This is a genomic window from Chitinophaga sp. OAE865 (assembly GCF_040546735.1).
Lineage (GTDB): Bacteria > Bacteroidota > Bacteroidia > Chitinophagales > Chitinophagaceae > Chitinophaga > Chitinophaga polysaccharea_A.
Genome location: NZ_JBEPOF010000001.1, coordinates 5,620,771 through 5,639,657, shown reverse-complemented (window position 1 = coordinate 5,639,657; position 18,887 = coordinate 5,620,771). Strand labels below are relative to the sequence as shown.

Annotated in this window: 18 protein-coding genes; 10 read left to right on the top strand and 8 right to left on the bottom strand. The window is 48.4% G+C overall.

Annotation, left to right across the window (positions count from 1 at the left end; translation table 11 throughout):
• Nucleotide 1: 1 nt before the first annotated feature.
• Complete coding sequence (locus ABIE50_RS22565) at nucleotides 2–880, bottom strand: AraC family transcriptional regulator (protein WP_209859414.1); 879 nt, start codon at nucleotides 878–880, stop codon at nucleotides 2–4.
• Nucleotides 881–1,001: 121 nt separating this feature from the next.
• Between ABIE50_RS22565 and ABIE50_RS22560 the strand changes: the two genes are divergently transcribed.
• The 5 genes from ABIE50_RS22560 to ABIE50_RS22540 are packed head-to-tail and all read left to right on the top strand — an operon-like array spanning nucleotide 1,002 to nucleotide 6,366.
• On the top strand, nucleotides 1,002–1,772 hold the full coding sequence (locus ABIE50_RS22560) for an SDR family NAD(P)-dependent oxidoreductase (RefSeq protein WP_209859416.1): 771 nt from the start codon (nucleotides 1,002–1,004) through the stop codon (nucleotides 1,770–1,772).
• Nucleotides 1,773–1,786: 14 nt separating this feature from the next.
• Nucleotides 1,787–3,127 (top strand): alpha-L-fucosidase, encoded by a 1,341-nt coding sequence (locus ABIE50_RS22555; protein WP_209859418.1) that lies wholly within the window; start codon nucleotides 1,787–1,789, stop codon nucleotides 3,125–3,127.
• A gap of 1 nt (nucleotide 3,128) precedes the next feature.
• Nucleotides 3,129–4,370 carry an enolase C-terminal domain-like protein gene (locus ABIE50_RS22550; RefSeq protein ID WP_209859420.1) on the top strand — a complete coding sequence of 414 codons (1,242 nt, stop codon included), beginning with the start codon at nucleotides 3,129–3,131 and terminating at the stop codon, nucleotides 4,368–4,370.
• Nucleotides 4,367–5,989 (top strand): sodium:solute symporter, encoded by a 1,623-nt coding sequence (locus ABIE50_RS22545; protein ID WP_209859423.1) that lies wholly within the window; start codon nucleotides 4,367–4,369, stop codon nucleotides 5,987–5,989. Before ABIE50_RS22550 ends, ABIE50_RS22545 begins: the two co-directional genes overlap by 4 nt.
• A gap of 29 nt (nucleotides 5,990–6,018) precedes the next feature.
• On the top strand, nucleotides 6,019–6,366 hold the full coding sequence (locus tag ABIE50_RS22540) for a HopJ type III effector protein (protein ID WP_209859425.1): 348 nt from the start codon (nucleotides 6,019–6,021) through the stop codon (nucleotides 6,364–6,366).
• A 56-nt stretch (nucleotides 6,367–6,422) separates the two neighbouring features.
• On the opposite strand, the gene ABIE50_RS22535 is transcribed toward ABIE50_RS22540, so the two are convergent.
• From ABIE50_RS22535 to ABIE50_RS22515, 5 genes are all read right to left on the bottom strand, one after another.
• Nucleotides 6,423–7,100, bottom strand: a complete 678-nt coding sequence (locus ABIE50_RS22535) for a DUF2625 domain-containing protein (RefSeq protein WP_209859426.1) — start codon at nucleotides 7,098–7,100, stop codon at nucleotides 6,423–6,425.
• A 75-nt stretch (nucleotides 7,101–7,175) separates the two neighbouring features.
• On the bottom strand, nucleotides 7,176–8,354 hold the full coding sequence (locus ABIE50_RS22530; protein WP_209859428.1) for a hypothetical protein: 1,179 nt from the start codon (nucleotides 8,352–8,354) through the stop codon (nucleotides 7,176–7,178).
• Nucleotides 8,355–8,490: 136 nt separating this feature from the next.
• Nucleotides 8,491–10,200, bottom strand: a complete 1,710-nt coding sequence (locus tag ABIE50_RS22525) for a GMC oxidoreductase (RefSeq protein ID WP_209859430.1) — start codon at nucleotides 10,198–10,200, stop codon at nucleotides 8,491–8,493.
• 12 nt (nucleotides 10,201–10,212) lie between these two features.
• A complete protein-coding gene (locus tag ABIE50_RS22520) occupies nucleotides 10,213–10,764 on the bottom strand; it encodes a gluconate 2-dehydrogenase subunit 3 family protein (RefSeq protein WP_209859432.1) in 552 nt (183 codons plus the stop codon).
• Nucleotides 10,765–10,982: 218 nt separating this feature from the next.
• Nucleotides 10,983–11,504, bottom strand: a complete 522-nt coding sequence (locus ABIE50_RS22515) for a DinB family protein (RefSeq protein ID WP_142688285.1) — start codon at nucleotides 11,502–11,504, stop codon at nucleotides 10,983–10,985.
• A 248-nt stretch (nucleotides 11,505–11,752) separates the two neighbouring features.
• Between ABIE50_RS22515 and ABIE50_RS22510 the strand changes: the two genes are divergently transcribed.
• The 3 genes from ABIE50_RS22510 (at nucleotide 11,753) to ABIE50_RS22500 (ending at nucleotide 15,678) form a co-directional block, all read left to right on the top strand.
• Entirely contained in the window at nucleotides 11,753–13,078 is a 1,326-nt protein-coding gene (locus ABIE50_RS22510) for a sugar MFS transporter (protein ID WP_209859434.1), read from the top strand.
• 66 nt (nucleotides 13,079–13,144) lie between these two features.
• The gene (locus ABIE50_RS22505; protein WP_209859436.1) at nucleotides 13,145–14,332 is read left to right on the top strand and encodes a M20 metallopeptidase family protein; all 1,188 of its coding nucleotides are present in this window, start codon (nucleotides 13,145–13,147) and stop codon (nucleotides 14,330–14,332) included.
• Between the two features lie 245 nt (nucleotides 14,333–14,577).
• Nucleotides 14,578–15,678, top strand: coding sequence for a glycosyltransferase family 2 protein (locus tag ABIE50_RS22500; RefSeq protein WP_209859438.1), 1,101 nt, complete (start codon nucleotides 14,578–14,580; stop codon nucleotides 15,676–15,678).
• A gap of 43 nt (nucleotides 15,679–15,721) precedes the next feature.
• Here ABIE50_RS22500 and ABIE50_RS22495 read toward each other — a convergent pair whose 3' ends face one another.
• Together ABIE50_RS22495 and ABIE50_RS22490 are read right to left on the bottom strand one after the other, a co-directional pair.
• Nucleotides 15,722–16,111: a RidA family protein gene (locus ABIE50_RS22495; protein ID WP_209859440.1), complete on the bottom strand. Its 390-nt coding sequence runs from the start codon at nucleotides 16,109–16,111 to the stop codon at nucleotides 15,722–15,724.
• A gap of 99 nt (nucleotides 16,112–16,210) precedes the next feature.
• Nucleotides 16,211–16,786 (bottom strand): Crp/Fnr family transcriptional regulator, encoded by a 576-nt coding sequence (locus ABIE50_RS22490; protein ID WP_209859442.1) that lies wholly within the window; start codon nucleotides 16,784–16,786, stop codon nucleotides 16,211–16,213.
• 184 nt (nucleotides 16,787–16,970) lie between these two features.
• On the opposite strand from ABIE50_RS22490, the gene ABIE50_RS22485 reads away from it, so the two are divergent.
• Both ABIE50_RS22485 and ABIE50_RS22480 read left to right on the top strand, forming a co-directional pair.
• A complete protein-coding gene (locus tag ABIE50_RS22485; RefSeq protein ID WP_209859444.1) occupies nucleotides 16,971–17,726 on the top strand; it encodes a type 1 glutamine amidotransferase domain-containing protein in 756 nt (251 codons plus the stop codon).
• Nucleotides 17,727–17,787: 61 nt separating this feature from the next.
• Nucleotides 17,788–18,795 carry an LLM class flavin-dependent oxidoreductase gene (locus ABIE50_RS22480; protein ID WP_209859446.1) on the top strand — a complete coding sequence of 336 codons (1,008 nt, stop codon included), beginning with the start codon at nucleotides 17,788–17,790 and terminating at the stop codon, nucleotides 18,793–18,795.
• The last annotated feature ends 92 nt before the right edge of the window (nucleotides 18,796–18,887 follow it).

The window sequence follows — 18,887 nt, the reverse complement described above, 5'->3', positions numbered from 1 at the left end:
CTTAATCAAGGGAGGCAACTTCCTTTTTATATTCTCTCGGGGTTTTCCCTTTTATTTTTTTGAAGAAACGGTTAAAGTGCGTGGTATTCCTGTACCCGCACTTATTGGACAACTCTGTTATCGGCATTTCCTTTTCCTGCAATAATCTGCAGGCGTACCCTATCCTTAATTCATTGACAAAATGGGTGAATGATTTTTGTGTCCGGCTTTTAAAGAACCTGCAAAAGGAATGCACATTGATACCCGCCACAGCCGCTATTTCCGCCAGGGGTATGTCTCTTCTGAAATGCCGGAAAATATATTTGAAGATATCATCCATCCTCGACTGATCTTTATCATTATACAGGTTTACATAGTTGGTGCCGGCCAGGAGCTTATATTCTTTAGTGGCCATCATTGTTTGCAGCAGTGTAAGAAAGGAAATGGTTTGTGGAAGATCCTGCTGTTGCAGCATCTGCTGTATCAGCGCCAGTATTTCCGCTTTGGCCTTTCCATGGAACTGGATGCCCCGCTGCGCCTTTTTTAACCATGTTTTCAGTGCGCTGGTATTGGTGAAGGAGCTGAGGTGCTCTACCAGCAGATCCGGCGAAATATATAACGCCAGTGATCTTGCCTGCAGCTTGTTCTTCCCTTCAAAATATTTTTGTTCGTTATGCCATACATGCGGCGTACCCGATCCTACAAATATCAATTCCCCGCTTTCAAAATAGCTGATATTATCGCCAATGATGCGGCGCCCGGCGCTTTCCACCACATATACCAGCTGGCATTCATGGTGAAAATGAAACTCCGTGGAAAAATACGGTTGTGTAATTTCCTTTACCAGGTATACACTTTGTTCAAGGGCTTTATCGCCCGGTATAGCAAAAAGAGGCTTCATATTGTCTGCCTAAAATAGGTAAATTAGGTAAATAAGTCAAAATAGTGTTGATTTAAGTCAATTTCACCGGGATGACCTACCTTATCCCTACTTACTTTTGATTATCCACGGAAAATGAAAAATGATGATACTGCAAAATAAAATAGTGCTGATCACCGGCGGCGCATCCGGCATTGGCCAGGCCTGCGCACAAACCTACGCAAGGCAGGGCGCTACTGTGGCAGTAATAGATAAAGACAAGCCTGCATTGCAACGTTTGGAACAGCAGATGGGCACCCCACATATATTCCTGGAAGCGGATCTTAACAGCGGCCCCGCCATAGAACAGGCCATTGACACCATATTGCAAAAGTACGGCCGGCTGAATGCTATCCATAACAATGCAGGCGTTGCAAGTCCTTCGAAACCTTTACACGATACCACCGAAGAAGAATGGGAGCTGGTAATGAATGTAAATGTACGTGGCATCTATTACACCACCCGTTATGGTATTGCAGCGCTGAAGGCTTCCCGCGGCTGTATCCTCAACACCAGCAGTATGGTGGGGGAAATAGGGCAGGATAACCATGCCGCCTATGCAGGCAGCAAAGGAGCCGTAAACGCACTCACCAAAGCCATGGCGCTGGATTATGCGGCAGATGGTATCCGGGTAAATGCAGTAGCTCCCGCCGGCGTATGGACGCCCATGCTGCGGCAGTGGAGCAAGGAACAACCGGAACCTGCACGCATCACCCAATACCTGGATAATATTCATGCTTTGGGATATTGCCCTGAAGCAGATGAAATTGCCGACGTATGTGCGTTCCTGTTATCAGAACAGGCCCGTTTTGTTACCGGCTGTATCATGCCGGTAAGCGGGGGAGCAGAACTTGGATATAAACACACCCTGTAAAATAAAAGTGAACGATGAAGAAATTAGCTACTTTCTGTTTGTTGTTACTGGCGCTCCGAAGCGGGGCGCAAACCAATACACAGCTGGATCCCGGGATCCTTACCAGTAAAAATGTAATGGACCGGTTTATGGATCTGCGGTTTGGCATGTTCATCCACTGGGGGCCTGTTACGCTGAGAGGCACGGAAATAGGCTGGTCGCGCCACGTACAGGTGCCGGCTGCCGATTACGATACGCTGTACCGCCAGTTTAATCCCGTAAAATTCAATGCAGATGAATGGGTGAAAACAGCCAGCGATGCCGGTATGAAATACCTGACCATCACGGCGAAGCATCATGATGGATTCTGCTTATGGCCATCTGCCTATACAGATTATAATATTATGGCTACTCCCTTTAAGAAAGATGTAGTGGGACTGCTGGCAAAGGCCTGCAAAAAGTATCATATAAAGTTCTGTATCTATTACTCGGTGCTCGACTGGCATTACCCTGAATACCCGGTAGATAATCCGAATGATACAACGGAAAGGGGTATACGAAAAAATGCGCACATGGAAAAGTATGTGACATACATGAAAAACCAGCTGAAAGAACTGGTGAAAAATTACGATCCTTATATGCTGTGGTTTGATGGCCCCTGGGAAAAGCCCTGGACACCGGAAATGGCGCTGGATATGTATGCGTATCTCAAAACGCTGAAGAAAGACCTGATCATCAACAATCGCCTGGGCAAAGCATTTTCCGGCACCGGGGCTTCCGGTACTGCCTCCTTCCTGGGTGATTACGATACGCCGGAACAGCGTATAGGCGACCTGGATATGAACACACCCTGGGAAACCTGTATGACCATCTGCGAACAATGGGCGTGGAAACCCAACGATAAAATGAAATCGTTGCAAACATGTATTCAAACGCTGGCAAAGGCCGCCGGGGGTAACGGCAACCTGTTGTTCAATGTAGGCCCCCGCCCGGATGGTATGATAGCACCTGAACAGGCAGCGCGCTTAAGGGAAATGGGCGACTGGCTCCGTAAATACGGCGCTGCCATTTACAATACGCATGGCGGTCCTTATTATCCCAACAGCCAATATGCAGCTACGCGCAATGGCAACAAAATATACCTGCATGTTTTTGATCCTGCACAGCAAAGCATTGAGCTTCCTGTTATGCCGGGCGTAAAAGTAACCAGGGCGTACCTGCTGAAAGGCGCTGCAGTGAAACTGACTGCAACAGCTGATCAGCTGACTGTAACATTGCCGGCAGCATTACCCGATGCCAACGATACCGTAATAGTATTGGAAACGGATAAACCGGCCATGAGTGTGACTCCCATAAAAAATGACAAGTTAAAATAAGATGATCAGTAAGATAGTTGTAAAAGATGCCCGGTTCCCTTTAACAGGAGGCGCCGGTAGTGATGCCGTGCATCAGAACCCCGTATATTCGTACACGGTAGCCTGCCTCTATGATGATAAAGGCAACTGCGGCACTGGCCTGGCCTTCACTTTAGGGGCAGGTAATGAACTGGTATGTGCTGCCGCCAGGTTTTATGGCGAACAGCTTATAGGCAGGGAGCTGACGGAAGTAATGGCTTCTTTCGGCGACTGGTTTAAACAACGCTCGGACGAGCAGCAGTTCCGCTGGCTGGGACCTCACAAGGGAGTGGTGCACCTGGCGCTGGCAGCAGTTACCAACGCCTGCTACGATCTGTGGGCCAAACAGCAACAGGTGCCTTTATGGAAACTGTTGCTTGATCTTACACCGGAACAGGTAGTGAGCACACTGGACCTGTCGTACCTGGAAGAGGTGCTGCCGCGGGAAGAAGCCATCCGTATGTTAGCGGAGATGCAGGATTCAAGGGCAGTGCGGGAAGGCGTGCTGCGCACCGGTTACCCGGCATATGATACCTCGGCCGGCTGGTTCAATTACCCCGATGAGCAACTGGAAGCCAATTGTAAACGAGCATTGGATAATGGCTTCCGGGCACTGAAGTTAAAAGTGGGCGCAAAAGACCCGGAAACGGATATACGAAGAGCGCACATTGTAAGAAATGCAGTTGGCGATGAGATCAAAGTAATGGTAGATGCCAACCAGCAATGGAATCTGCCGCAGGCAATTGCTATCGGTAAAAGACTTGCAGCTATCAATCCTTACTGGATAGAAGAGCCCACGCACCCCGACGATGTGCTGGCACATAAAACACTGGCCGATGCGCTGAACCCGGTGAAACTGGCGCTGGGCGAACATGTACCCAACAAAGTGATCTTTAAGAATTACCTGCAAACCGCCTGCGCGGGCTTTATACAGGTAGATGCCGTTAGGGTGGGAGGCGTAAGTGAATTTATTACTGTAAGCCTGTTGTGTAAAAAGTTTGGCGTGCCGGTGGTGCCGCATGTGGGCGATATGGGGCAGCTGCATCAGCACCTGGTGTTGTTCAATCATATTGGAATGGGGCATGAAGCATTGTTCCTGGAGCATATTCCGCACCTGCGTAAACACTTTGTTCACCCGGCATCGATCACCGGCGGTTTTTATCAAACACCTCAAACACCGGGCAGCAGCTGTGATCTGCTTGCCCTTAATACTTTCCCGGGATGATAGCTACTACAGATATTATCATCAGCATTGGCTACGTGGCCCTGATAGTAGGATTGGGCTTCTGGGCAGGACTATCAGGCAGGAAGAATGATTCGGCGGCGGGAGAGTATTTCCTGGCCGGTAAATCGCTACGCTGGCCCATGATAGGCATGGCATTGTTTGCTACCAATATTTCCTGTTTGCACCTGGTGAGCCTTGCCCAGAGCGGTTTTGATACGGGGCTGCTGGCAGGCAACTTTGAATGGATGGCCGCCTTCACACTCATATTGCTGGCGCTTTTCTTTGTGCCGTTTTATATCCGTTCCGGCGTGGCTACGCTGCCTGATTTCCTGGAGCGGCGTTACAACCGGGCCTGCCGCGACTGGCTCGCGGTGGTGTCTGTGGTATCGGCGGTGGTGATCCATATTGCGTTTTCTTTCCTGGCCGGTGGCATAGTACTGGAAACCTTGTTTGGTATCAATATGTTTACCAGCATTATTCTTATTGCAGTGGTAACAGGGGCGTATACCATAGTAGGCGGGCTCAGGGCAGTAGTGGTAACGGAAGCCGTGCAAACAGTGGTACTGCTTACGGGTGCGGTGATCATCACGGTATTGTCGTGGTGGAAAGTGGGAGGCTGGCAACCGGTGATGCAGGTATTACAGGAAGGACAGCAGCTGGATAAGCTTTCCATGCTGCATCCGGCCGGGGATCCCAATGGTCTGCCCTGGTACGCGGTGTTCCTGGGTTATCCTGTGATTGGTATCTGGTACTGGTGTGCGGATCAGACCATTGTACAGCGCGTGTTGGGTGCAAAAGATGAAAATCATGCACGTACCGGCGCTTTGTTCTGTGGCTTTATAAAAGTATTGCCTGTTTTTATTTTTATTCTCCCCGGGTTGCTGGCGTTTGTGCTGTACAAACAGGGCCACCTGGACCTGGAAGTATTGCGGCAGGCCGACGGGCAGCTGCATACAAAAGGGATCTATTCGGTGATGATCACGCGGTTGGTGCCAACAGGGCTGGTGGGCGTGCTGGTGGCTGCATTGTTGTCCGGTCTCATGAGCCAGATCTCCGGCGCGCTGAACTCTATTGCCACCCTGGTAAGCTACGACCTCTATAAACGGAACCGCCCGGAGGCAACAGATAAACAGCTGGTGAAAACGGGCCGTATAGCGGCTGGTTTGGCGCTGGTGTTGTCGATAGGGCTCTTACCCTTACTGAACAGGTATGAAAGCCTTTTTAACGGCATTAATGATGTTATATCGCATATAGCGCCGCCTATCACCTGCGTATTTTTATTAGGCGTGTTCTGGAAGAAGGCATCTTCCCTTGCGGCACAGTATACTTTATGGATAGGTTCTGCATTGGGGGCCGCTGTATATCTTACCGGTAAACTTTACCCGGTTAATATCCCGCCGCTGATGGTGGCATTTTACCTGTTCATGGTTTGCGTGGTATTACAGGTGGTATTGTCTTTTGTATTCCCGGTACGGCATACGGCTGAAAGCAGAGGTCTTTACTGGGAAAGTCCGCTGGCGCCATTGCGGGTAAAAGGATGGCCGGGCCTGGCTAATTATAAAGTATTGTCTGCCGCTTTACTATTAGTGATGGCAGTGCTTTATTGGTGTTTCAGGTAAATGCTGCATTAAATTTCTATTTTTGCGGAATGAAAGAACAACTGACTACTTTGCTTACCGAACTAAAAAGCAACGCACGCCCGTTCAAAGAGGTATTGGAGTTTATAGATACTTACTATCAGCATCAGCCAACCGCTTTTAAAAATGGGGAAACGTATAATGAGGCTACTCAAAACCAGGGAAGCGCCAGGGTTTTTGCTTTTGCACAGCTGAATAAGCTGGAGAAGGAAGACACGCTTCAATTATTTGCCGAACATTATCAATCTGTATTAAATAATTCCGGAGGAACTGATCATCAGAATATCAGGCAGTTTATGATCCATGGCTGGCCTGGAATAAGTTTTGAAGGGCAGCCCCTGCTCGAGAAACAGGCATAAAATAAAAAGACAAGGCCATTTCATTTTGAGATGGCCTTGTCTTTTTATTTTACCGCTTAATGCCCTAATTGCTCCCGCAGGTCCATTTGCAGGGACCATACTTCTTCCACCGGCACAGCTTTTTTGCTTACGTTGTTAATGTCTTTTCCTTCTCTGGAAAAAAGAAATGGCACAAAGCTGAATGCCTGGTTACCGTTTATTGCGGCTACATCTTCACGCCAGCCTTTCCAGCGGAATGCGCTATAAAATCCTTCGATATCACCGGAGCAGCAGAAGGAAATAAAATCGCTGTAGCTGATCTCCATGTTTTCCCATTCCAGTGTATCCGGCGCAAAATAAAACACGCTGCCAATGCCTTCCTGTGCGGCAATGCCGCCGGCATTGATAGCGAAGAAACCGCCTGTCACATCATCTGCAATTAATAAGAAGCCGGGCTGCTCACCTGTTTGGCTATACGATTTTCCCTCATTCCAACCGGGCAGGGTACGGTCCAGTTTTTCATGGCCGGAGCCAAGTACCCGGATCCATCCATGATCTACCAGTAGTCCACCGGTTTCATAAATAACGGCGCCCATAGGGGAGCGGGTGGTTACCTGGGTTTGATACAAAGCCTGCTCTGCACGGGCGCTGTCTTTCGGAAGGATTTCTATCTGATTCTTACCATCTTTGATCCATTCCTTTACCAGGTTCCAGCCTGGTTCTTTGGTGTTGATCAGTTCATTAACAGGTTTCATCTTTGCAAATTAAATAAAAAACGCGGGTGAACAGTAAGTGTGTTCATCCGCGTTTTTTATTTAAAGGGTAGATGATTATTTTATCTTACGTTTCAGCTCTTCAATTTCCTTTTGCTGTTGGATAAGATAAAGGGTAAGCTCTTCTACTTTTTGTAACAGGAGCTTGTTCATTTCTCCAACATCCACTCCATTTTCTTTTACTTCTGCTGCAGTGGGGATTTCGGGAAGATGACCATTTTTTGTGATGAAGCTTTCCACTTCCTGCAAAGGCGGGAGTTTGTATCCGGGATGGAATACAAAGTCGGCCCAGTTAGGCTGTTGCGTAACTTTTATGCGGCGTGCGCCGATGGTGCCTTCCACTGCTAATTTGTAACTTTTAGGTGTTAGCGTGCCGATGCCTATATTACCGCTGTTGGTCATTACCATGTGGTATTTGGCAGGTAACGCCACAGTATCTGCATCTGTTGAAAAGAAGCAAAGGATTGTATCGCTGGTAGCGCCAATTCCAAATTTCCGGATGCCAGCTTCCAGTTCAATGGATTGAGCCATTCTTAGTTTGATTGCCTTTCCCCAACCATTTGCTGTCCAGGGTGTAGCGCCAACAATGTCGAGCCTTGCAACAGGATTAGTTATGCCCAAACCTATATTCCCTGAAAAATAATTGACACCACCAGTGGAATAGGTACTACCGGAATAAGTACTTCCACTGGTATTCACATAGCTGTCGATAGCAGTTTTGAAGGTATGGGTTACGCTGCTGAGGGGCTCTGTATATGGGAGCGGACGGGAGGCCGTACCATCATATACGGCTACTTTGTCATTATAACGAGAGCTATAGGTATAGCTTGTATTTCCCCGCAGCCAGATAATGATGATCTTTGAATTATTTACCGCAGTTGCATCTTTCCAGCCGGCTACAAATTTATCGAATGGTAATACAGGACTGATATATTGCCGGATATCCGCGTCAATAAAGCTGGACCCGTTTCCCCAATTCCATGTATGATACCTGAATGTAGCAATAATACTTCCCCGCCAGCTGCTTCCTGTACTATCCCGGTGTATATTGGAACGGCCTATCTGAAGCTCTGATGCTTCGTCATAATTCCAGGCCGTATCTGTAAACACAACCGGGTAATACTTATCAATATCGCCATTCACCATAAAGGTGCCTCGTACCTGGGCCTGGGAATGAAAGCTGCATAAGGTTAATAAACAGGCCAATAACAGGCCGGGTAACTGGATGAATTTCATATGTATAGGTTTTAAAAAGAAAAATAAAAATACAGGGTTTATATGATTATCAAAATAACATTTTAATTTGATCCGGCATAAAAAAAGACCTGTTGCAGATCTGCAACAGGTCTTCATGAAAAGTTTATTGATTTTTTTATATCTCCCCCTTCTTCAACTGCTGTACCGCATAGTCCACCGCCCTTGCCGTGAGCGCCATATAGGTAAGCGACGGGTTCTGCGTGGAAGTAGACGTCATACATGCGCCATCGGTTACAAACACGTTGTTACATGCGTGCATCTGGTTCCATTTATTCAGCATAGATGTTTTAGGATCGTTGCCCATACGCACACCGCCCATCTCGTGGATATCCAGTCCGGGCGCCTGTTTGGAATCGCTGGTCCGTATATTGGTAAATCCTGCTTTGGTATACATTTCGGTCATCTGCTCAAAGAAATCCTTCAGCATCTTTTCATCATTATCATCATAATCTACATTGATATTGATCTGCGGAATGCCCCATTCATCTTTCTTTTGTGTATCCAGTGTAACGGTGCTGATCTCTTTAGGGATTGTTTCGCCCATCATATGGGAGCCAACGTACCAGGGGCCTGTTTCGCTGTTAAACAGCTGGTCTTTCAGCGTTTTGCCAAACCCGTTGGTATTGGTATGAGAGCCCCTGCCGGAAGAAAATCCTGCTGCGTAGCCACGGAGGAAATCGGTTTCCTGTTTGTGTACGTTGCGGAATCGTGGAAGATAAGCGCTGGTAGGACGGCGCCCGTCTGTAGTGGAATCTTTGAATCCTTCATACTGCCCGCCGATATGACCGCGGTAATTATGAAAGGCAAAGTATTTACCCAGTACGCCGCTATCGTTGCCCAGGCCGTTGGGAAAACGATGGGAGGTAGAGTTCAGCAGCAGTGCATTCGTATTTACTGCGGCAGCGTTTACAAAAATCACTTTCGCATAATACTCCATCATTTCTTTTGTATTGGTATCTATTACGCGTACGCCGGTAGCTTTTCCTTTTTGTTCATCATAAATGACGGAATGCACTACGGAAAAAGGACGCAGGGTAAGGTTGCCGGTTTTTTCCGCCCAGGGAATGGTAGAGGAGTTGCTGCTGAAATAGCCGCCAAACGGGCATCCACGCTGGCAAAGATCTCTTTTCTGGCATTGTCCCCGGCCCTGGTCCAGGTGGATCTGCTGTGGTTGCGTTAAGTGGGCGCAACGGGCGTAGATCACCTGTCGGTCTTTATAATTATCTTTTACAAAATCCTTGAAGTAGTTTTCTACGCAGGAAAGCTCCATAGGGGGCAGGAATTCTCCATCAGGAAGGTGTGGTAAACCGTCTTTGTTTCCGGAGATGCCTACAAATTTTTCCACATAGCTATACCATGGGGCGATGTCTTTATAACGGATGGGCCAGTCGGTGGCGAACCCGTCGCGGGCGGGGCCTTCAAAGTCGAAGTCGCTCCAGCGTTGTGTTTGCCGGGCCCACATCAGTGATTTACCACCTACCTGGTATCCCCTGATCCAATCGAATGGTTTGGGCTGGCCATAAGGATGCTCGGTATCTTTCACAAAGAAGTGCATGGTATCTTCCTTATAGGCGTAGCAGCGACTAACCACCGGGTTGGCAGCCTTAATGACTTGGGGTACCTGGCCGCGGTGCGGGAATTCCCAGGGAAAACTGTTGGTGGTGGGATAGTCTTTCAGGTGTTTTACATCACGGCCTCTTTCCAGCACCAGTGTTTTTAATCCTTTTTCAGTGAATTCTTTTGCTGCCCATCCGCCGCTGATGCCGGAGCCGATAACAATGGCGTCGAACGTACGGTTTTGCAGGCTGGTATTATCTTTACTCATACAATTAAATAGTTAGGCAAGCTTCCGGGTAATGGGTTTCAGTGGTACGCAACCATGGTACCGTGCAGGTACCAGTTCATAAACATTTACTTTGGTAAGGAAATATTTGGAGCTGGTATACGCCTGGATGGTGAGGCGTTTGGTAGTGCGATAGAAAAAAGCGGCATCTTCTTTATCGTCTTTGGCGGTCTCAAAGCTTTTAAGCAGCTCTTCCCGTTGCGCCGGCGTGCTGTCAAGGAAGCTACGCCCGTTTAATTTCTTACCGGCCTGTTCAAATGCTTTCATGCCACTGAGCCATTTCTGCTGGTCTTCCTTTTTGTAGCAATCATCCATCATAATGAGCGTGAACAGGTGGGCGGATAGCTCTTTCGCGCCTGGTGTGGTAGTAGCGGGAATAATCGTTTCCACGAGTTCTGCCAGCATTTTTTCCTGGTCGCCGTCTACCGCAATATTCTTTAATGTTAGGGATGTTCTGCTGGTGTGTTGCAAACAGGCTGGCAATATGGCCATGCCGGCTGAAACATACAGCAGTTGCTTGAGCGCAGCTCTTCTTGTCACAGTCATTGATCGGAATTTTTTGTAATAAAACGGGAATTTATCGCCATTATTTTAGTCTTATAAACTGCAAAATCCTTATTTCCGGGTTTTCCGTGCCGGAAATAAGGACTAAATATAAACGAATCCGGGAGTTTTCACAATGTTTTTGTGGTGGCCGGTGAGGAGATCAACAGGTTCTCCCGCGGGTGTTGATGATCTGGCAGGTATTAAAGCGGGAACCGGTTTTATTTCACCCCTTTTTCAGGATTCCAGTTGCCCCGCATTTTACGGATATAAAGGATCTGGCCAATATGATAGGCATTGTGCGTATTGATATTGGCAATAGTGGTGTATTGGGAAGACAGCTTCTTCTCATCTGTCTGTTCAATTGTTGTTTCCCAGGCGGTAAGTACGCTGTCGATCCGCTTAACCGAAGCTTCCCACTGCGCTGCTGTGGCCGGGGAAAAGGTGTCGTCGTTATTACCGTTGAATGCCGACTTTTCTTTCCCTTTAAACTTTTCCAGCTGGTCGAGGTTCCAGAAAGTAAGATGAGTCACCAATTGTGCAATAGAGTGGTTGCCGGAACTGTCTTTCCAGTTGGCCTGTTCCGGCGTAAGCCCTTCTATGGCGGTATTGACCGGTACAAACCATTCGGCCTTATTGTGGGTAGTGCGTAACTGGTTTAGCAGTATGGATCTGATAGTAGCGGTTTGACTGTAACCTGAAAAAGCCATTAACAGGAACGGGAGTACGAAAATAATTCTCATAGCAGATGTTTGATGTGATTGGAGTTATTATTGGTTGAGGAACCAAATATAATATTTATTTGATTCCGGGCATGGGAATCACGATGATGTCATCTAACCGGCAAATGAAAAAAAAACACCGGTAACGTTCTCAATGAAAAAAAATAACCGGACAGGTCAAAATATTATCTTTATTGGCATGGCCAAATACTACACACTACCCGCGCACTGGCAATAGCAAAGCGACCGGAGTAATTAAATAACCAAGCATGAAACAACATACAGCTACTGTAGCAGCAGGATCCCTTAGCCGGCGCGATACCGTGATATCGATACTCATTGTGGGTTTATTGTTTTTTGTATTCGGGTTTGTGACCTGGGTGAACGCCATATTGATACCGTATTTCAAGATAGCCTGTGAACTGAGCAATTTCCAGTCGTACCTGGTGGCCTTTGCGTTCTATATCTCTTATTTTTTTATGTCCGTGCCGGCCTCCTACCTGCTGAAGGCGGTGGGTTTCAAGAAGGGAATGATGATAGGGTTCTGGGTAATGTCGATGGGGGCGCTGATCTTTATACCGGCGGCATACACGCGTACTTACGAGATCTTCCTGGCGGGACTGTTTATCATCGGGCTGGGGCTGGCCGTGCTGCAAACGGCGGCAAACCCCTACATCACCATCCTTGGGCCAAAAGAGAGTGCGGCTGCGCGTATCAGCATTATGGGCATTTGTAACAAGGGTGCGGGCATTGTGGCGCCGCTGATCTTTGCAGCGGTGATACTGAAAGCCACGGATGGCGACCTGTTCAAAGAGCTGGCCCATATGAGCGGCGATGCGCGCAACGAGGTGCTGGATGCCCTGATAAAAAGGGTAATAGTGCCTTACGCGGTGGTATCGGTGGTGTTGTTTGGACTGGGATGTTTGGTTCGCTTATCTCCCTTGCCGGAAATTGATACAGAGCATGAAGATGCCGCCGTGGCCAGCGCCAATGCAGGCAAAACCAGCATTTTCCAGTTTCCCCACCTGATCCTCGGGGCGCTGGCAATATTTTTACATGTAGGTACGCAGGTAGTGGCTATAGATACCATAATCGGTTATGCCGGCTCTATGCATATTCCATTGCTGGAAGCAAAAACGTTCCCGTCCTATACATTATTTGTTACCATTTGCGGCTACCTGCTGGGCATATCGCTGATTCCGCGGGTGATCAGCCAGGCCAATGCCCTGAGGATATGTACTGTTCTCGGTGCATTATTTACGCTGGGCATCATTTACCTGCGCGGGGAAGTGCGGTTCCTGGGCCATGTAACGGATATTTCCATCTGGTTCGTGGTATTGCTGGGATTTGCCAATTCGCTGGTGTGGGCGGGCATCTGGCCGCTGGCCCTGGATGGGCTGGGAAGGTTTACGAAACTGGGCGCATCTGTAATGATCATGGGTTTATGCGGCAATGCCATGCTGCCGGTAGTGTACGGGCTGGTGGCAGATATATACAATGTACGGCTGGCTTACTGGGTATTGTTTCCCTGTTATCTCTACCTGATATTCTACGCGTTTTATGGTTATAAACTGAGAAGCTGGAGCAAACAGTGATATGCTTTCATGCGGTTTGACCGGATAAAAAATTGTATACTTGAAGTTTATAAAAACTTCAGCCACATGCTTAAAGAGAGAATCCGGCAATTAGCCAGCGAACTGCTGGAGGAGGCAACGGCCAACCGTCGCCATCTGCATACCCATCCAGAGCTTTCATACCAGGAATACCAGACGGCGGTTTTTATTGAGAACCGGTTGCATTCCCTTGGGATCCCTTATGAAAGGATGGCTGATACCGGTATTGTTGCTTTATTGCAGGGAGGGCGGGAGCCGTCGGATAAAGTGGTGGCCCTGCGGGCCGATATCGACGCCCTGCCTATCGTGGAGCTGAACGAAGTGCCCTACCGTTCCAGGAACCAGGGCGTTATGCATGCCTGCGGGCATGATGTGCATACGGCGTCTTTACTGGGCGTGGCGGGCATTCTGAGCCGGATGAAGGAAGAGTTTTCCGGGACGGTGAAGTTTATTTTCCAGCCGGCGGAAGAAGTGATCCCCGGTGGGGCCAGCCTGATGATCAAGGCCGGGGTACTGGAAAACCCGCGGCCACACCATATCCTGGGGCAGCATGTAATGCCGGAGCTGCCTGTAGGCAAGGTGGGCTTCCGTTCCGGGCGCTATATGGCCAGTAACGATGAGATCTCCATTACGGTGAGAGGAAAAGGGGGACATGGAGCTATGCCGCACCTGGGCATAGACCCGGTGGTGATTGCCTGCCATATGGTGATAGCGTTGCAGCAGATTGTAAGTCGCCGGGCCAATCCATTGCTGCCATCTGTACTGAGCTTCGGAAAAATGCATGCCAACGGGGCCAGTAATGTGATCCCCGATGAAGTGAAGCTGGAAGGGACTTTCCGTTCGCTGGACGAAACCTGGCGCAATGCGGCGCATGAGAAAATTAAAAAAATGGCCATCTCCATAGCAGAAAGTATGGAAGGCTCCTGTGATATTAAAATAGAAAGAGGATATCCTGTGCTGATCAACGAGGATAAGCTGACGGCAGCCAGCAGGGGGCATGCAGTGGATTACCTGGGGGAAGAACTGGTGGAAGACCTGGACATCTGGATGGCGGCGGAAGATTTTGCCTCCTATTCCCAGGTGGCCGATGCCTGCTTTTACCGCCTGGGTGTTCGCAATGAAAACCGGGGAATTGTTTCCGGTTTACATACAGCTACTTTTGATGCCGATGAAAAAGCGCTGGAAACCGGCGCTGGCCTGATGTCTTATCTCGCTCTGAAAACATTGGGTAATTAATGGAAGCGTTGGCGCCACTCTTATTATTTTGTTAACTACCGGTTAAGGCCCGCTGATTTCATGCATTCACGGGGAATAATAATGCGTTCACGAAATAAGGAGGGCAACTAACGGCCATGAATATATCTTTGTACCAGGTTTTTCATAGGATATGGTTAAAATATTAAGGGGGAGGTAGTCTTGCCACCCCCTTTATTTATGTATACTACAGAGAAGAAATAAAATCTTATTTATCTTCGCGCCCTATGTCAGGGATTACAAATTCTATTGATATTATTATTCCCACTTTCCGGCTGGATGAGCAATATTTGCTTCCACTGATCCATTTGCCCAAACCCGGCGGATGGAAATTCAATTATTATATTATTGCAGACAACCCGGATGTGAAGCCTGGCGCGGAGTTGCAGAGGTTGGCACGGGAAGGTGTGATACAGTTATTTATAAATCCTGAAAACAGGGGCCCTGGTGAAACCCGCAATACCGGGATTGAAGCAGGAAGCGGAAGCTGGATCTTATTCCTGGATGATGATATTGTGGCAGATGATGATCTGTTGTTCCGGTATGCAGAAGCCATCAAGGCGCAACCGGTTACAATTGGTTTTATAGGGTTAACAGATTTCCCGGTTCCCCTAAATGCCTTTACACGTGCGCTGGATGCTGCCGGGCTTACCAGTATTTTTACTATTGCCCGGAAAAAGGAACAGTTCAAATGGGGAGTAACGGCCAATATCATGTATAATCGCAACTCCTTGCAGGACCTGCGTTTTTCGCCGGAGCTGTCGGCTATTGGCGGGGGAGAGGATATTGACCTGGGGGCAAGGATAAGTATGCTGCATAATACGCAGTTCACCTGTGTGAAAGAGGCGCGTATTACCCATCCGTGGTGGAATAACGGGCAGCCGCATTACGACCGTTTTACCCGTTATGGCGCGGGCATGGCCATGCTGTTGCCCCGGTTTAAAGCATTTAACTGGTATGCTTTCCCCAATCCTGTAGAGGGATTGCTGCTGGCTTTACTATCTGCGCCTTTGTTCTTTATATTTCTCAGCTGGCAGAAATGGCTGATCCTTTTAGCCGCTATTCCTTTTATTGATATGGGGATCAATTATATAAGGGCCACAGGTATGGGTTACCGTGATCCGAAAGTGGCTTACTATATGACCATGCTGCGATGCAGCAATGAATGGGGAATGCTTAAAACCCTTATAGGGCGGGGTTATGCAGGTTATTTTATGCGGCGTATCAATGTTGATTTTACGCGGCCCCGTCATTTCCGTACCAACCGCTGGAGGATCATTAAACTGGTGATCTATCTTATTTTATTATCGTTACTCATCTTCATATAACTAATTATAAAAACAAAGGCCCGGCATATACCGGGCCTTCGCTTTATTTTACTGCGGTAGCTTCAAATTCAATTTTCAATGTTTCAAAGAGGGTTTTTACTTCGAATAAAGTAGTGGCCTGTTTAATGCCATGCTTTGCAATCCAGGCCTGGAATATATCAAAGCAGCTGAAAAATTCTGCGGACGAAGTGGTGTAAACGTTTAACCGCACGATGTTCCCGCATTGATAACCGGCTTCGCTGATCACGCGTTCCAGGTTTTGAAGCGCCAGTATTATCTGGGTTTTCATATCGCCGGTGCTTGATTTTCCATCGGCTTCCACGGCCGCCTGGCCTGCACAATAAAGCGTACTTTCCACGTTCTTTACTTCAAGGCCCTGCACATAGCTCCGCTGATCCTGCCATTGCCAGGGATTAATGATCCTTTTTTCCATGTTATTGATTTTTTGTTCGTAGCGCTGCAGGCACGGTTTGATTAAAAAATTGTACACTGCAAAGATGAGCACAATGCGCTGCTTTTTGTGTGACAAACATCACTTTCCCGAAGACCGGTAAAGCCTGCTGAGTGTTTCGCGTGATACGCCAAGATAAGCTGCCAGCAACGTTTTTGGCACTCTCTGGTACAGCGATGGATAATGTTTGAGCAGTTGTTCGTACCGCTCTTTTGCGTTAGAAGTCAGGAAAGATAAGATGCGGCGCTGGGCGCCGATATGACCTGCATTTGATTTTTCCAGGAAGAAGTGCTCCATCTTCCGGATACCTGCACACAGTGCTTTATAATGTTCCAGCGAAAGGCAATATACTGTTGTATCCTCAAGGCATTGCAACGACATGGAGGCCTTTGTTTGCGTGAACCAGGCCAGCGAATCCGTTTCCCACCAGTCTTCCATGGCGAAGGAAACAATGTGCTGTTTCCCCTGGTCATCGCTATAAGATAGCATTAACAACCCTGAGATCACGAAATAAATATACTTTACGCTTTCGCCCTTCCGGATAATGAGCTCCCGCTTTTTATAATTTTTTATCGTGAAATGTTCAGACACAAATTCAAATTCCTGGTCGCTAAGCGGTACTATTTTTTCTATATGTGCGCGTAATTTTTCTTCCATTTGCGGTTTTTATTGCCCCTTGCTTTCACACCAGCGGACCGTTTTTATAAGGATATCAAGGCCGCTTTTGGCCGGTTCCGGCTGGGATTCAAACCAAATATCAATATCAGGGGCATAACACGATTATGAGGGCCTGAAATTAAGTAATTTTGTTATCTTCCTTTCCTGCGTTAAAATTTCCTGCATGAAGAAGGTGCTGTTGCCACTGCCTGATTATGGTTTTGATCCTGCTGAAACTGCTATACCCTGGTTGCTGCTGACCGCAAAAGGGTACGAGGTGCAATTTGCCACGCCGGGCGGTTACAGTGCCATGGCCGACCTGCGGGTATTGAGGGGAGAGGGATTGGGTATATGGAAATGGCTGCTGCAGGCAAGGGAAGATGCTGTGATGGCTTATCAACGTATGTCGAACAGTGAGTCTTTTTGCACGCCTTTAAAATATACGGAGATCCGGGCGGAGGATTATGATGCGTTGCTGTTGCCCGGGGGGCACGACAAAGGCATGATTCCCTATCTTGAATCAGCTTTATTACAACAGGTGGTTACCAGGTTTTTTACAGATGGAAAGCCGGTGGCGGCTATCTGTCATGGTACAGTGCTGGCTGCACGAAGCAGGCATCTGCAAACAGGGAAGTCTGTGTTGCATTCCTATAAAACCACCGCCCTGCTGGCCATCCAGGAGCGGATGGCCTATCAGCTTACCCGTTGGTGGCTTAAAGACTATTATCTCACTTACCCGGTAACGGTACAGTCGGAAGTAACGGCTGCGCTGGCAACTCCCAGGCAGTTTATCCGTGGTCCGCTGCCACTGCGGAGGGATGATGCCCGGCATCCGGGGCGGGGCTTCATTGTACGTGACCGGAACTATCTTTCTGCCCGCTGGCCGGGCGATGCTTATCGCTTTTCCGCTGCATTCATTGATATGCTGGAGCATGCTTAGGCTGCTTACCTAAAGTATATCGCCTCATATCCGTCGGCAGCATTGTAGTAAATTTGTGCCCATGAATAAGCAAGGATTAAGACGGCCGTTGTCAGTATTAGACCTGGCGCCGGTAACAGAAGGAAGTACGCCCGCAGATGCCTTCCGGAACAGCCTGCGGTTGGCACAACATGTTGAAAAGCTGGGATATAAACGTTTCTGGATGGCAGAGCACCATAATATGGTGAGTGTGGCGAGTTCCGCCACAGCCGTATTGCTTGGTTATATTGCCGGCGGCACCAATACCATCCGGGTAGGCTCGGGCGGTATTATGCTCCCGAATCATGCGCCGCTGGTGGTGGCGGAACAGTTTGGCACCCTGGCCTCACTGTACCCCGACCGGATAGACCTGGGGCTTGGCCGGGCGCCGGGCACCGACCAGGTAACGGCAAGGGCCTTGCGCCGCGACAGGCTGGGGGCAGGCCACGATTTCCCTGAACAGGTACAGGAGCTGCAGCAATACTTATCGTACGATAATCACACCAGTGCCGTGAGGGCCATACCTGGTGAAGGGCTGGATATTCCCATCTGGATATTAGGCTCCAGTACCGATAGCGCCTACCTGGCCGCCGCTATGGGCTTACCCTATGCATTTGCCAGTCATTTTGCACCTGCACAACTGCATGCTGCACTGAAAATATACCGGCAGCATTTCAAGCCTTCTGAATTTTTATCAGCTCCCCATACCATGGCCTGCGTAAATGTAATTGCCGCAGATACTGATGCGGAAGCGAACCGGCTGGCTACATCTTTCTACCAGCTGTTCCTGGGAATTATCCGCGGGAAGCTCCGTCGTCTGGGTCCCCCGATCGACAGTATGGAAGGTGTATGGAATGAATATGAAGCCGCACATGCACAACAGATGCTTGCCTGTTCGTTTATAGGCAGTACTGCCACTGTTAAAACAGGGTTGCAGCGTTTCATAGAAGAAACACAGGTGGATGAGCTGATGGCGACTGCACATATTTACGACCAGGACATACGGTTACGGTCGTACGAATTACTGAAGGGTGTAGCAGATAGTTTGTGATATAAACAGAGATGAATATAAATGATGGCGTTGTTATTAATAACAGCGCCATTTTTTGTTCCTGGAGATGAAGACAGGGGCCTGTGACTGGA